The following is a 14004-nucleotide window of genomic DNA, read 5'->3' on the forward strand; positions in this document are numbered from 1 at the left end:
ATACGGTGCGGGGAGCCCGCACGGCCGGTACCCGCCGGCGACGCCGGTAGCCATGCCGACGGTCCCCCCGACCGGCATCGGCGGCCGACCTGTGATGGAGGAGGCGCACCCATGACGTCCGAGGCTCCGCACCGCCCCGGCCAGGAGCCGGGCGAGGTGTCGCCGGGCACCGGCGGACCGGTGCCGTACGGCGATCAGCCGGCGCAGCAGGACAACGGGTACAACGGCGCACCCGACCTCGGCTGGGCACCGCCCCCGCCGGCCGGTCGGCCCGCGCAGCCGGCCCCGGCCTGGGCCGCGAACGACGACCAGCCACCCGCGTGGGCCCCGCCCGCCGGGCAGCCGGTGACCGGGCGGGCGACCGCCCAGGTCCCGCAGCCCGCCTGGGGCGGCAACGACCAGGGCAACCCCGCCTGGTCCGGTTCCGGTGGCCCGGCCTGGGGCAACCAGGAGCAGTCCGGCCCGGACCGCGGCGCCGAGCAGGCACCGCCCGCCTGGGCCGCCACGCCGCCGGGCAGCCCGGCCGAGCCGTCGCCGGCCCCCTGGGCCGCCGCCGAGCAGAACCGTCCCGGATGGAACGCCGGCGAGCAGCAGCAGGGCTGGTCGCCGTCCGGTGACCCGGCCGCCCGCGGCACCGGCTACGTGCCCGCCCCGGCCACCGTGCCGAACGAGACCTGGGTCACGCCCGCCCCCGCGGACGACCCGCATCGCTCCGGCGGCTTCGCGCCCACCGGCGGGCAGCACGAGGACGCCTCCGGTCGCGCCGGTGGCTGGGCCGCCGCGCAGCAGCAGCAGGACGACCCGAACCGCTCCGGCGGCTGGAACCCGCGCGACGAGCAGCCCGCCGCGTCCGACGACCCGAACCGCTCGGGCGGCTGGAACCCGCGGGAGAGCCAGCCGGCCTGGGCGCCGGGTCAGCAGACCGGCGCCACCTGGCCGCCGGCCGACCCGCCCGCCCGTGCCGCCGCAGCCGTCTCGGTGCCCGGTGCCGCCCGGCCGGACCACGCCTGGTCCACTCCGGAGCAGTCCGATCAGGACAACCGCCCGGCCGAGGACAGCGGCGGCTGGCGCGCGACCGGTGGGCCGCAGCACGACGAGGGACAGCGTTCCGGCGGCTGGCCCGCCCCGCAGGGCGAGAACCGGCCCGGCGGCTGGGACGAGCCGGCCCGCGCCGAGGACCCGGACCGCTCGGGCGGCTGGGCTGCCGGGCGCGCCGCGAACCCCGCCGAGGCGGCGCAGCCGGGCGGCTGGGAGCCGAACCGGCAGTCCGGCGGCTGGGGTGACGGCGCCGACGTACCGCAGCAGCGTGACTCCGGCGAGCAGGCCGGCGCCTGGAGCGGCGCGGCCGCCGTACCGCAGCAGCACGAGCCCGCGCGGCCGGCGGACGAGCCGGCGCAGCCCGCCTGGGGCGCCGCCGCGCCGGCCGAGGCGTCGGCCCGCGCCAGCGTGTCCGTGCCGTCGACCGACGCACCCGCCGGCTGGGGCGGCAACCAGGACGAGCGTCCGGCCGCACCGTCGCCCGAGCCGTGGCCGCAGGCCGAGGCGTGGGGCCGGTCCGAGGACTCCGCCCCGGCCTACCAGCCCGCCCCCGCGCCGGGCATCTCCCCCGGCAACGCGGTGCCGCTGCCGGCGCAGCAGCAGCGGGTGCCGGGCGCCGCGCTGGCCGCGTCGTCGCCCACCGACCACCCGGGCAACGAACCCCAGGGGTACGAGCCGGAGCGCGGCGACGGTGGCTGGAACGCGTCCCGTCCCGAGGAGCCGCAGTCGCCCGCCGTTCCCGCACCGCGTACCTCCCCGGAGGGCGGCCCGGTTTCGGCGAGCGCGTCGGTGCCGGTGGCCAGCCGGGTCACCCCGCCGTCCGACCAGCCGCTGCCGACCGGCGGCCCCACGCCGCAGCCCCGGGTGTACGGCCGTCCCGCCCGCCCGGAGCCCGAGGACGCCCCCGAGCCGGACGAGCCCGGGTTCCCCGGCCAGGACGGGCCGCACGGCAACGGCTTCCCCGGCCCCGGCCCGCAGTCGCGGTCCGAGGACGCCGACGGCCCGCAGGGGTACGCCGGCGCGCCCTCCTCGCCCGCCGCGCCGCCGTCGTTCCCGGTCGGTATGCCGTCCTTCGCGGACGCGCCCGGCAACACCCGTCCCGCCAACGGCGTGCACCCGGGCGGCGAGCAGCCCGGCACGGGTCGCGACCCGTTCGGCGGCCCGCAGAGCCCGTACGGCAACCCCGGCGGCCAGGACCCGTTCGGCGGCCCCGGTGGCCGGCCGGAACCGTTCGGCCCCGGCGGTCAGCAGGAGTCGTTCGGCAGTCCCGGCGGTCAGCCCGACCCGTTCGGCGGTCCCGGCGGTCAGCCCGACCCGTTCGGCGGTCCCGGCGGTCAGCCCGACCCGTTCGGCGGTCCGGGTGGGCAGCAGGCGGCGTTCGGCAGCCCGGCCGGGCGGCCCGAGCCGTTCGGCGAGCCGGACCGGTTCGGCCCGCCCGCCGGAGGACGCGCCTCGGTGGCGGTGCCCGGCCAGGGCCCGGCCGGTGGCGGCAACGCCTTCCCGCCGCCTCAGCAGGCCCCGCCGGCCTGGTCGCAGGACGGGCCCGGCACCGAGCCGGAGCAGGGCCGCTTCGACGCGTTCAAGCCGGATGCCACCGAGTCGCAGACCGAGGCGCCCCCGCCGAAGGTGCGCAACGGCCGGGTGCTCGCCGCCGTGCTGATCGCCGCGGTGCTCATCCTCGCCGTACCGCTCGGCCTGCTGACGCTGCTCGGCAAGGTCGGCGACAAGTCGGACGGCTTCGACCCGGCGGTCGGCTCCTGCGTGAAGCAGTCCGGCACGAGCGCCGTGGCCGCCGACTGCGGCGAGCCGGGCGCGTTCAGCGTGGTGTCGAAGGTGGACAACAAGGACAAGTGCGCCGACCTGTCGCAGCCCTCGGTCTCGGTCGAGGGCGGCGGGACCACCCGGGTGCTCTGCCTGAAGCCCGCCGGCCAGTAACCACACGTACGCGGAGCGCCCACCCCTCGTCGGGGTGGGCGCTCCGCGCCGTTGCGGTGTGCGTCTGTTCACCCCGGGATCGCCGGGAGCGCGCCCGGCCGGTGCGGCACGATGGGGGCATGAGCGCACGCGTACGGGCACCGGAACTGCGGGGTCGGGCCTGGCTGAACACCGGCGGCAAGGCCGTCACACTGGCCGACCTGCGCGGCAAGATCGTCCTGCTCGACTTCTGGACGTTCTGCTGCATCAACTGCCTGCACGTACTGGACGAGTTGCGTCCGCTCGAGGAGAAGTACGGCGACGTCCTGGTCGTGATCGGGGTGCACTCGCCGAAGTTCGAGCACGAGAAGGACCCGGCGGCGCTGGCCGCGGCCGTCGAGCGGTACGGCGTGCACCACCCGGTGCTCGACGACGCCGAGATGGACATGTGGCAGCAGTACGCGGCCAAGGCGTGGCCGACGCTCGCCGTGGTCGACCCCGAGGGGTACGTGGTCGCCACCATGGCCGGCGAGGGGCACGCCGAAGGACTGGCCCGCCTGATCGACGACCTGATCGACACCCACGAGGCGAAGGGCACGCTGCACCGGGGCGAAGGCCCGTACGTGCCGCCCGCCGAGCCGGACACGGTGCTGCGGTTCCCCGGCAAGGCGCTGCCGCTCGACGGTGGAAACCTGCTGGTCAGCGACTCGGCCCGGCACTCGCTGGTCGAGCTGGCCACCGACGGCGAGACGGTGGTCCGCCGCATCGGCGCCGGTTCCCGGGGGCGTACGGACGGCCCGGCCTCCGCCGCCACGTTCGCCGAGCCGCAGGGGCTCTGCCTGCTGCCGCCGCACGTGGCCGAGGTCGCCGGTTACGACGTGGTGGTCGCGGACACGGTCAACCACCTGCTGCGCGGCGTACGGCTGTCCTCCGGCGAGGTGGTCACCGTGGCCGGCACCGGGCGGCAGTGGCGCTCGACAGTCGACGACCACGCGCACGACGCCCGCGCGGTCGACCTGTCCTCCCCCTGGGACGTGGCCTGGTACGACGACCGGGTGATCGTCGCGATGGCCGGCATCCACCAGCTCTGGTGGTTCGACCCGATCAAGCGGACCGCCGGCATGTACGCCGGGACCACTGTCGAGGCGCTGCGCGACGGCCCGCTGCCGGACGTGTGGATGGCCCAGCCGTCCGGGTTGTCGGTCTCGGCCGACGGCGCCCGCCTGTGGGTGGCCGACAGCGAGACCAGCGCGATCCGGTGGGTCTCCGGCGGCGAGATGCACACCGCCGTCGGTCAGGGCCTGTTCGACTTCGGGCACGTCGACGGCCCGGCCGACCAGGCGTTGCTCCAGCATCCGCTGGGCGTGTGCGCGCTGCCCGACGGCTCGGTGCTGATCGCCGACACGTACAACGGGGCGGTGCGCCGCTTCGACCCGGAGACCGGCCAGGTGGGCACCGTGGCGGACGGGCTGGCCGAGCCGAGCGACCTGGTGCTCACCGGGGAGGGCGAGGTGCTGGTGGTCGAGTCGGCCGCGCACCGGCTGACCCGGCTGGCCCCGGGTGCGCTGACGTCGGCCGGCGCGAACACGGTGGACGGCCCCCGGCACCGGCTGGAACGCAAACCCACCGACGTGGCGGCCGGTGAACTGACCCTGGACGTGATCTTCACGCCGGCGCCGGGGCAGAAGCTCGACGAGACGTACGGGCCGTCGACCCGGCTGGTGGTCTCGGCGTCCCCGCCGGAGCTGCTGGTCGAGGGCGCGGGCACGACCACCGACCTGTCCCGCAGGCTGGTGGTCAGCGGCGACGTGGCGCAGGGGGTGCTGCAGGTGACCGCCCAGGCGGCGACGTGTGACGCCGACGTGGAGCACGCGGCCTGCCACCTGACGCGGCAGGACTGGGGCGTGCCGGTCCGGGTGGTCGCCGGCGGCGCGACCCGCGTGCCGCTGGTGCTGCGTGGCATGGACGCCTGACCGGAGGTGTTAAGAAGGGCCCCTTCCTCTACCGGAGGCGTTAAGAAGGGGCCCTTCCTTTCACGCGAACGGAGTGAGCGTGACCCCGGCGTCGACGAGCGCGGCCCGCACCAGCTCCGCGCACCGCACCGCGCCGGGCGTGTCCCCGTGCAGGCAGATCGACTCGACCGGGGTGGGGATCACCGTCCCGTCGACGGCGACCAGCGTCCGCTCGACGGCCATCCGTACCGCCCGGACGGCCACCTGCTCCGGGTCGGTCACCAGCGCGTCGGGTGAGCTGCGCGGCACGAGCGTGCCGTTGGGGAGGTAGTTGCGGTCGGCGAACCCCTCGGCCACCACCCGCAGTCCGGCGCCCGCGGCGAGCTGAGCCAGCACGGTGCCGGGCTGGCAGAGCACCGGCAGCTCGTGGTCGTATCCGCTGATCGCCGCCACCAGTGCGGCGGCCTGACCCTCGTCGTGGGCCGCCGCGTGGTAGAGCGCCCCGTGCGGCTTGAGGTAGCGGACCCGGGTGCGGTACAGGCGGCAGAAGGCGTCGAGCGCCCCGAGCTGGTAGATCGTCTCGTCGCGCAGCTCGGCGAAGTCGTACGCGATGTGCCGCCGGCCGAAGCCGGCGAGGTCCCGGTAGCCGACCTGCGCGCCCACCGCGACGCCGCGTTCGGCGGCACCGGCGCAGACGCGGTGCATGGTGGCCGCGTCGCCGGCGTGGAAGCCGCAGGCGACGTTCGCGGAGCTGATCAGGTCGAGCAGTGCGTGGTCGTCGCCGAGCCGCCAGCTTCCGAATCCCTCGCCGAGGTCAGCGTTGAGGTCCATGGAACGTCACCGTAGTGCCTGGCCGGGCCTGGGCGAGCGCTGTCACGTCGTCCACCACCCCGATGACCGGGTACCCGCCGGTGGTGGGGTGGTCGGCCAGGAAGACCAGCGGTTGACCCGACGGCGGCACCTGCACCGCGCCGAGCACCAGACCCTCGCTCGAGAGTTCGCCGGCCACCGCGCGGGTCAGCGCCGCGCCGGCCAGCCGCGCGCCGACCCGGTTGCTGTCCGGGCTCACCGTGTACGCGTCGCGGCACAGCAGGTCCAGCGCCTCGGGCGTGAACCAGTCCTGCCGGGGGCCGGGACGCACGCTCAGCCGTAGCTCGTCCGGCACCGGCCCGGTGACGGGGACGTCGACGGGTGCGGGTGGGCCGGCCGGGGTGCCGAGCGGCAGCCGGTCCCCGTCGCGCAGCGGCGGCGGTCCGAGGCCGGAGAGTGTGTCGGTGGCGCGGCTGCCGAGCACCGGTTCGACGGCGATCCCGCCGCTTACCGCGAGCCAGGTCCGTACCCCGGCGTGGGCCGGTCCGACGCGCAGCACCGCGCCCGCCGGGAGCGAGAGCGGCCGTCCCACATCCCCCGGCCGGATGTCCCCGGTCCGCCACTCGACGACCACGTCGGCCGGGGCGCCGGTGAGGGCGACCGCCACCGCCCGGGTGAACCGCAGGGCGCAGCCGGTCATGGTGATCTCCAACCCGGCGGCGTGCTCGTCGTTGCCGACGAGCCGGTTGGCCAGGCGCAGGGCGGCCGGGTCGAGGGCTCCGGAGCGGGGTACGCCGAGGTGCGCCCACCCGGACCGCCCCTGGTCCTGGACGGTGGTGAGCGCCCCGGCCCGCAGCACCTCGATCACGACGCGTCGACCAGCCGGACGCGGGTGCCGGGGGTGAGCCGGGCCGGCGGGTCGGCGTGCACGTCGAACAGCGGCAGGTCGGTGCGGCCGACGAGCAGCCAGCCACCGGGTGACGCGGCGGGGTAGATGCCCGCGTACGGGCCGGCGAGCGCGACCGAGCCGGCCGGCACCCGGGTACGCGGCGTGGCGAGCCGGGGGACCGCGAGCTCGGGCGGCAGCCCGGTCAGGTACGCGAACCCGGGCGCGAAGCCGCAGAACGCGACCCGGAACTCGGTGCGCCGCAGCCGGTCGACGACGGCGGGCACGTCGGTGTCCCAGTGGCCGGCGACGCGCGGCAGGTCCTCCCCGTCGTACACGACTGGGACCCGGACCTCGGCGGTGGCCGGGCCGGAGACGGCGGTGCGGGGCCGCCAGCCGGCGATCCGCGCGGCGGCCGTCTCCGGGTCCGGTACGCCGTCGAGCAGCACGGTGACCGCGCCCGGGACGATCTCGGTGGCGGTCAGTTCGCCTGCCTCGCGCCGGTGCCACAGTTCGGCCTGCCACGCCTGCGCCTGCTCCGCGTCGTCGCAGTCGAGGAGAAGGGCGTACGCCCCGACCGGCCGGATCCGCATCCGGTCATCCTCCCGCCGGGTGAGGTGACGGTCCACACTACTTGCAAGTAACCTACGCTGTCGTAACCTAATGACGTGACGACCTCCGCACCGTTCCGGCTCCGGCCGGCCGACATCGGGAAGCCGCGTATGCGCGGCTGGCTGCACGCGTACGCGTTCTTCGCCGCTCTCGTCTGCGGCATCGTGCTCTGTTCGATCGCCGCCGGTCGTCCCGGCTGGGCACCGCTGGTGAGCTGCCTGATCTACAGCTTCACGGTGTGCGGGCTGTTCGGCACCAGCGCGCTCTACCACCGGCGGGTCTGGTCCGAACGCGGCTATCAGATCATGCGCCGGATGGACCACTCGATGATCTTCGTGTTCATCGCCGGGACCTACACACCGTTCTGCGCGCTGCTGCTGGACACCCGGCAGGCCACGATCATGCTGAGCCTGGTCTGGGGCGGCGCGATCGCGGGCGTGGCGGTCAAGCTGATCTGGCCGCACGCGCCGCGCTGGGTCTCCGCCCCGCTCTATCTGGCGCTCGGCTGGGTCGCGGTGGCCATGCTGCCGCAGATCCTGCACGCAGGTGGCGTGACCGCGCTGGTGCTGCTGAGCGTGGGCGGCGCGATCTACAGCGTGGGCGCGGTGTTCTACGCGCTGCGCCGGCCGAACCCGTGGCCCACCGTCTTCGGGCACCACGAGTTCTTCCACGCCTGCACGCTCGTCGCGGCGATCTGCCACCACATCGCGATCTACTTCGCGTTGTTCGCCTGAGCCGAGCCGGACCGGCCCCGGACATGCGCGAGGGCCCCGCACCGTTGCGGGGCCCTCGGGTTCTCGGGGGTCAGGCCGGGTAGCCCGAGCCCGGACGGCGCACCTCGCGGTACTCCTCGCGTACGACGCGGTCGTCGCGCACCGGCACCACCGGCTCGGCCACGACCTGCTCGCGTACCGGAGCGGCCACCACACGGCGGCGGCTGTTCCAGAAGTAGAGCGTGGTGAGCAGGCCGGCGACGCCGGCGAGCATGAGCACCCAGCCCACCACGTTGAGGTTCAGCCATCCGAGATTGGCGTCGACGGCGAACGCGAAGATCGCGCCGAGCGCGATGAGGAAGATGCTGGCACCGATGCCCATGACGTCGCCTCCTTGGCGTCCTGCTGGCGTTTCCTGCCCGCCGCGGCCATGGATGAGGTAGCGGCACTCATCGACATACCCAGGCGCTTTGATCGTCAATCAGGCAAGCTGGGCGGTATGACGGACGGCAGGAACGGGCAGCGGACGCTGGTGCTGCTGCGGCACGCCAAGGCCGAGCAGTCCGGGGCCCTCCCGGACGCGGAACGGTCGCTCACCGCGCGGGGGCACGCCGACGCCGCCACCGCGGGCGCCTGGCTGGCCCGGCACGCCCTGCTCCCCGACGTGGTCCTCTGCTCGCCCGCCCGGCGCACCCGGCAGACCTGGCACGACGTGGCGATGGGCATGAGCGGTGCCCCGCCGGAGGGCGGTCCCGCGGGCCCGGCTCCCGCGGTGCGATACGAGGTGACCGCGTACGACGCGCTTCCGGATCAGCTGCTGGAACTGCTGTGGACGGTCGACCCGACCGCCGGGACGGTGCTGCTGGTCGCCCACAACCCGGGGATCTCCCTGCTGTCGGCGCTGCTCGATCCGCAGCGGGCCGACCCGGACGGGCTGCGGACCACCGACCTGGTGGTGCACCGGCCGACGACCCGCTGGGCCGACCTCGCGCCGGGGAACGCGCCGATCACCGGCCGCCACACCGCGCGCGCCTGAGGGCCGGCCTCAGCCGACGCGGGTGTCGTACGCCGCCCGACTGGCGAGCACGTCGTCCATGTGCGCCTCCGCCCAGGACTTCAAGCCGCGGATCATCTCGTGCAGGGAGTACCCGAGGTCGGTCAGCTCGTAGGTGACAGTCACCGGCACCGTCGGCTCCACGGTGCGGGTGATCATGCCGTCGCGTTCCAGGGCGCGCAGCGTCTGGGTGAGCATCTTCTGGCTGACCCCGGGGAGCGTGCGGAACAGCTCGGAGTATCGCCTCGGGCGCGGCTCGCCGGCGCAGTCCGCCCCGAACCGGTGTGAGCCGTCGCTGCGCAACGCGGCCAGCACCAGCGTGACCCACTTGTCGGTGATCCGGTCGAGCAGTTGCCGGCTGGGGCACCCGGCCAGGAACGCGTCGTACTCGGCCTTGCTCATCTCTGCTCCTGCCGCCTCGGTGAGCTACGCACTTTGAGGTGCCTACTTCCCGACGGAAAGTTACACGCTGATAGTGGAGGCCGGGCGCCGCGATCCGGCGGCGTCGCGAAAACGACGAGAGGTACACGCATGGCCCGCACCACCCTTCCCGGCGGCACCTGGACGCTGGGCGACCTGACCGTCACCCGGTTCGGCTACGGCGCGATGCAACTCGCCGGCCCCTGGGTCATGGGACCACCGGCCGACCACGAGGGCGCCCTGGCCGTGTTGCGTGAGGCGGTCGCGCTCGGCATCACCCACATCGACACCAGCGCGGCGTACGGGCCGCACGTCACCAACCGGCTGATCCGGGAGGCGCTGCACCCGTACCCGGAGACGCTGCACATCGTCACGAAGGTCGGCGCGGACCGGGACGAGCAGGGCGGCTGGCCCACGGCCCGGGATCCGCAGAGCCTGCGCCGGCAGGTCCGGGAGAACCTGGAGACGCTCGGCGTGGACGCGCTCGGCCTGGTCAACCTGCGGCTCGGCGACGCCGAGGGGCCGAAGCCCGGCTCGCTCGCCGAGGCGCTGGAGACGCTCGTCGCGCTCCAGCAGGAGGGCGTGATCCGCCACCTGGGCCTGAGCAACGTGACGCCGGAACAGGTCGCCGAGGCACGGACCATCGCACCGATCGCCTGCGTGCAGAACCGGTACAACCTGGCCCACCGCGACGACGACGACCTGATCGACGAACTGGCCCGGCAGGGTGTCGCCTACGTGCCGTTCTTCCCGCTCGGCGGGTTCACCCCGTTGCAGTCCTCGGCGTTGTCGGCGGTGGCCGAGCGCCTGGGGGCGACACCGATGGGCGTCGCCCTGGCCTGGCTGCTGCGGCGCTCGCCGAACATCCTGCTGATCCCCGGCACCAAATCCGTCGCGCACCTGCGCGAGAACATCGCCGGCGCCGGGCTGGCGCTCTCCGGCGACGACCTCGCCGAGCTGGACCGGATCGGCCGCTGAGACGCGTCAGGACGGCGGGGCCGTCGGCGGCGGCGGGTCGGGCGGCGGCGGCATCATCGCGGTCGGATGCGACAGCCGGTTCTCCTCCACGATGAGCGTGCGGGCCCGCTTGCGGCGGTCCTGCCAGAACCACAGCGTGGTCAGCAGGACGCCCAGCCCGGCCAGGATGAACACCCAGCCGACCGCGCGCAGGTCGATCCACCAGACGTTGGCCCGGATGGCGAAGGTCATGATCGCGCCGAGCGCGATGAGAAAGATGGCGCTACCAATGCCCATGTGCGCTGCACTCCCCCGTGCGATGGCCTTGGGCGTACTCGGTCGTGGTCCGCGACGGTTACCCGCCACCGGCCCGCCTATCCACCCGTGGCGCACGCACGACGACGGCCGGCGGGCTGGTGCCCGCCGGCCGTCGTCATGAGGGGGAGAGTGACGCTTCAGGGGTGAAAGCCCCCGGAAGGGCTCAGAAAGCCTCCTCCGGGAGGTCCATGATCTCCAGGTCGGTGCCCTCGATGATCCGCCGGTCGGCGCCGATGCGGGGCAGCACCTCGCGGGCGAAGAACCGGGCGGCGGCGACCTTGCCGGTGTAGAAGGACTTGTCGGCCGCGGAGACCTCGCCGGCCAGCGCCTTCAGCGCCACGTCCGCCTGCTTCTGGAGCAGCCAGCCGACCACCAGGTCACCGATCGCCAGCAGGAACCGGCGGCTGCTCAGGCCGACCTTGTAGAGCGCGCGGGTGTCGCCGCCCTGGGCCTCGCCCAGCCAGCCGGTCATCACGCCGAGGATGTTCTGGATCTCGGCGAGCGCCTTGCCGAGCGCCTGACGCTCCTCCTTGAGCTGGCCGTTGCCGGCCTCGGAGGCGATGTGCTCCTGGATCTCGGCGGCGACAGCCATCAGGGCCTTGCCGTTGTCCCGGACGATCTTCCGGAAGATCAGGTCGAGGCTCTGGATCGCGGTGGTGCCCTCGTACAGAGTGTCGATCTTGGCGTCGCGGACGTACTGCTCCAGCGGGTAGTCCTGGAGGAAGCCGGAACCGCCGTAGGTCTGCAGCGACTCGTGGCCGAGCAGCTCGTACGCACGCTCCGAGCCGACGCCCTTGACCAGCGGCAGCAGCAGGTCGTTGACCCGCTTGGCCAGCTTGGTGGCCTTCTCGTCACCGGCCGCCTCGGCGATCGCGACCTTGTCCTGCCAGCTCGCGGTGTAGCAGACCAGCGCGCGCAGGCCCTCGGCGTACGACTTCTGCAGCAGCAGCGAGCGGCGCACGTCCGGGTGGTTGGTGATGGTCACCCGCGGGGCGGTCTTGTCGGCCATCTGGGTCAGGTCGGCGCCCTGCACCCGGTTCTTGGCGTACTCCAGCGCGTTCAGGTAACCGGTGGAGAGCGTGGCGATGGCCTTGGTGCCGACCAGCATCCGGGCGTACTCGATGATCATGAACATCTGGCGGATGCCGTCGTGCTTCTCGCCCAGCAGCCAGCCCTTGGCCGGTACGCCGTGCTCGCCGAAGGTCACCTCGCAGGTGTTCGAGACCTTCAGGCCCATCTTGTGCTCGACGTTGGTGGCGTAGACGCCGTTGCGCTCGCCCAGCTCACCGGTCTCGGGGTCGAAGTGGTACTTCGGCACGACGAACAGCGACAGGCCCTTGGTGCCCGGGCCGCCGACGCCCTCGACGCCGACCGGACGGGCCAGCACGTAGTGGACGATGTTGTCGCTCAGGTCGTGCTCACCGGAGGTGATGAAGCGCTTCACGCCCTCGATGTGCCACGAGCCGTCCGGCTGCTGGATTGCGCGGGTACGGCCGGCGCCCACGTCCGAGCCGGCGTCCGGCTCGGTGAGGACCATGGTCGAGCCCCACTGCTTGTCGATGAACAGCCGGGCCCACTTCTTCTGCTCCTCGGTGCCCTCGACGTGCAGCACGTGGGCGAAGGACGGGCCGGAGGCGTACATCCAGATCGGGGCGTTGGCGCCGAGCACCAGTTCGGCGAGCGACCACCAGAGGGCGCGCGGGGCGTTGGTGCCGCCCAGGACCTCCGGCAGGTCCAGGCGCCAGAACTCGGAGTCCATGAACGCCTTGTACGACTCCTTGAACGACTCCGGCAGCGGCGCGGTGAACGTCGCCGGGTCGAAGACCGGCGGGTTGCGGTCGCTGTCCGAGTAGCTGGCAGCCAGGTCCTCGCGGGCGAGACGGTCGACCTCGCCGAGGAAGCTGCGGGCGGTGTCGACGTCCAGGTCCGTGAACGGGGCCTGGCCGAGCGTCCGGTCCGCCCCGAATACCTCGAACAGGTTGAACTCGAGGTCCCGCACATTGCTCTTGTAGTGGGTCATGCTCGCTGGCCCCGCTTCCGGACAGGTGTTACCGATCAGTAACTCCAGACTGTATTACTCGCCGGTAGGCAACGACAAGCGGATCTCGGAAGTGACAGCGATTACACACTTCCCGTTCATCCGTCGGCGGCGCCGACCTCCCAGCTCGGAACCGGGGCGGCGGTGGCGCTGCGCGGGCCGACGTACTCCATCAGGACCAGCGCGATGTCGTCGTCGAGCCGGCCGTGCACCCACTCGACAAGGGCGGTCTCCAGCGAGGCCAGCCCGTCGGCGACGGTGCCGTGACCGAGCAGCCGCCAGGCGCGGTCGGCGGTGGGGAAGAATTCGCCGTCCCGGCGCGCCTCGCCCAGCCCGTCGGTGAACAGCAGCAGCCGGTCACCCGGCTCCAGCCGCTCCACCCGGGGCCGGACCACGGGCATGAAGCCGAGCGGCGGCGCGGGCGCGGGCGGCTCCAGCGGGATCACCGCGCCCCGGCGCAGCAGCAACGGTGACGGGTGCCCGCAGTTGACGATGGTGAGCGTGCCGCCGCGCTCCTCGACCAGGGCCGCGGTGACGAAGTCCTCGTCGCCGACGTTGCGGGCCACCGCCCGGTCCAGGTCGGTGACCACCGCACGCAGGTCGGCCCGCTCGTACGCGACGTGCCGGTAGGAGCCGAGCACGATGCTGGCCAGGCGAACGGCGTCCAGCCCTTTGCCCCGTACGTCACCGATGATCATGCGGACGCCGTACGGGGTGTCCATCACCTCGTACAGGTCCCCGCCGATCTCGGCCGTAGCGGTGGAGGAGATGTACCGGGCGGCCACTGCCAGCGTGCCGACCTGCGGGCCGAGCGGTCGCAGCACCGCCTGCTGGGCGACCGAGGCGAGCCGGGACAGCTCGGCGATCCGGTCCACCTGACGCTGGCGCATCGCCGCCGTGGCCGCCGCGATCGCGGTGGCCACCCCGACCGCTGTCACGTTGACGACTGTCACCAGCGGGCTGCCCCGCTCCGCGACCGCGAAGCCGATGCCGAGGGCGATGGCCAGCCCGCCCACCGCGAGCACCACTCGCCAGGACGCCAGCGCCGCCGCGATGAACGGCGCGACCACCATCAGCGCGAGGTAGTGCGCCGGACGGCCGTCGGCCAGTTCCACGGCGACCACGATCGCGAGCAGCGCAAGGGCCGCGCCGAGGCCGGCGCGGGATCCGGGACTCAGCGGGCCTCGGCCCGGCTGGAAGGGTTGCGTGCGTACATCGGACAGCATGCCTGATGGACGTGAGCGGGAGAATGAACCTGGCCCGTCGGTCGTGGAAGTTCTGCCCGAGTGGCC

At 73.9% G+C, this 14004-nt stretch carries 13 protein-coding genes; 5 read left to right on the forward strand and 8 right to left on the reverse strand.

Annotated features, from left to right (window positions below):
• Positions 1-111 precede the first annotated feature (111 nt).
• Together O7607_RS11965 and O7607_RS11970 are read left to right on the forward strand one after the other, a co-directional pair.
• A complete protein-coding gene (locus O7607_RS11965) occupies positions 112-2973 on the forward strand; it encodes an LppU/SCO3897 family protein (protein ID WP_269703158.1) in 2862 nt (953 codons plus the stop codon).
• A gap of 119 nt (positions 2974-3092) precedes the next feature.
• The gene (locus O7607_RS11970) at positions 3093-4925 is read left to right on the forward strand and encodes an NHL domain-containing thioredoxin family protein (RefSeq protein ID WP_269703159.1); all 1833 of its coding nucleotides are present in this window, start codon (positions 3093-3095) and stop codon (positions 4923-4925) included.
• Between the two features lie 60 nt (positions 4926-4985).
• On the opposite strand, the gene O7607_RS11975 is transcribed toward O7607_RS11970, so the two are convergent.
• From O7607_RS11975 to O7607_RS11985, 3 genes are read right to left on the reverse strand one after another with little or no spacing between them, the layout of a single operon-like run.
• Positions 4986-5735, reverse strand: coding sequence for a LamB/YcsF family protein (locus O7607_RS11975; RefSeq protein WP_269703161.1), 750 nt, complete (start codon positions 5733-5735; stop codon positions 4986-4988).
• Entirely contained in the window at positions 5719-6582 is an 864-nt protein-coding gene (locus tag O7607_RS11980) for a biotin-dependent carboxyltransferase family protein (protein WP_269703163.1), read from the reverse strand. The genes O7607_RS11975 and O7607_RS11980 overlap by 17 nt, the downstream gene beginning before the upstream one ends.
• On the reverse strand, positions 6579-7193 hold the full coding sequence (locus O7607_RS11985; protein WP_269703165.1) for a 5-oxoprolinase subunit B family protein: 615 nt from the start codon (positions 7191-7193) through the stop codon (positions 6579-6581). The genes O7607_RS11980 and O7607_RS11985 overlap by 4 nt, the downstream gene beginning before the upstream one ends.
• A gap of 75 nt (positions 7194-7268) precedes the next feature.
• Between O7607_RS11985 and trhA the strand changes: the two genes are divergently transcribed.
• Positions 7269-7946: a PAQR family membrane homeostasis protein TrhA gene (gene trhA / locus O7607_RS11990; RefSeq protein WP_091413751.1), complete on the forward strand. Its 678-nt coding sequence runs from the start codon at positions 7269-7271 to the stop codon at positions 7944-7946.
• Positions 7947-8016: 70 nt separating this feature from the next.
• Here trhA and O7607_RS11995 read toward each other — a convergent pair whose 3' ends face one another.
• Positions 8017-8307: a DUF6458 family protein gene (locus tag O7607_RS11995; RefSeq protein WP_091413749.1), complete on the reverse strand. Its 291-nt coding sequence runs from the start codon at positions 8305-8307 to the stop codon at positions 8017-8019.
• Positions 8308-8424: 117 nt separating this feature from the next.
• Here O7607_RS11995 and O7607_RS12000 point away from each other — a divergent pair, with 117 nt between their 5' ends.
• Positions 8425-8961, forward strand: coding sequence for a SixA phosphatase family protein (locus tag O7607_RS12000; RefSeq protein WP_269703168.1), 537 nt, complete (start codon positions 8425-8427; stop codon positions 8959-8961).
• Positions 8962-8970: 9 nt separating this feature from the next.
• Here the strand turns inward: O7607_RS12000 and O7607_RS12005 are convergent, their stop codons facing one another.
• Complete coding sequence (locus O7607_RS12005) at positions 8971-9381, reverse strand: winged helix-turn-helix transcriptional regulator (protein WP_269703170.1); 411 nt, start codon at positions 9379-9381, stop codon at positions 8971-8973.
• Positions 9382-9510: 129 nt separating this feature from the next.
• On the opposite strand from O7607_RS12005, the gene O7607_RS12010 reads away from it, so the two are divergent.
• Positions 9511-10377, forward strand: coding sequence for an aldo/keto reductase family oxidoreductase (locus O7607_RS12010; RefSeq protein ID WP_269703172.1), 867 nt, complete (start codon positions 9511-9513; stop codon positions 10375-10377).
• Positions 10378-10383: 6 nt separating this feature from the next.
• Here O7607_RS12010 and O7607_RS12015 read toward each other — a convergent pair whose 3' ends face one another.
• The 3 genes from O7607_RS12015 to O7607_RS12025 form a co-directional block, all read right to left on the reverse strand.
• Entirely contained in the window at positions 10384-10653 is a 270-nt protein-coding gene (locus tag O7607_RS12015) for a DUF6458 family protein (protein ID WP_013283345.1), read from the reverse strand.
• Between the two features lie 184 nt (positions 10654-10837).
• Positions 10838-12694: an acyl-CoA dehydrogenase gene (locus O7607_RS12020; protein ID WP_269703177.1), complete on the reverse strand. Its 1857-nt coding sequence runs from the start codon at positions 12692-12694 to the stop codon at positions 10838-10840.
• A gap of 116 nt (positions 12695-12810) precedes the next feature.
• Positions 12811-13938, reverse strand: coding sequence for a PP2C family protein-serine/threonine phosphatase (locus tag O7607_RS12025; RefSeq protein ID WP_269703178.1), 1128 nt, complete (start codon positions 13936-13938; stop codon positions 12811-12813).
• Positions 13939-14004 lie beyond the last annotated feature (66 nt).

The organism is Micromonospora sp. WMMA1949 (genome assembly GCF_027460145.1).
GTDB lineage: Bacteria > Actinomycetota > Actinomycetes > Mycobacteriales > Micromonosporaceae > Micromonospora.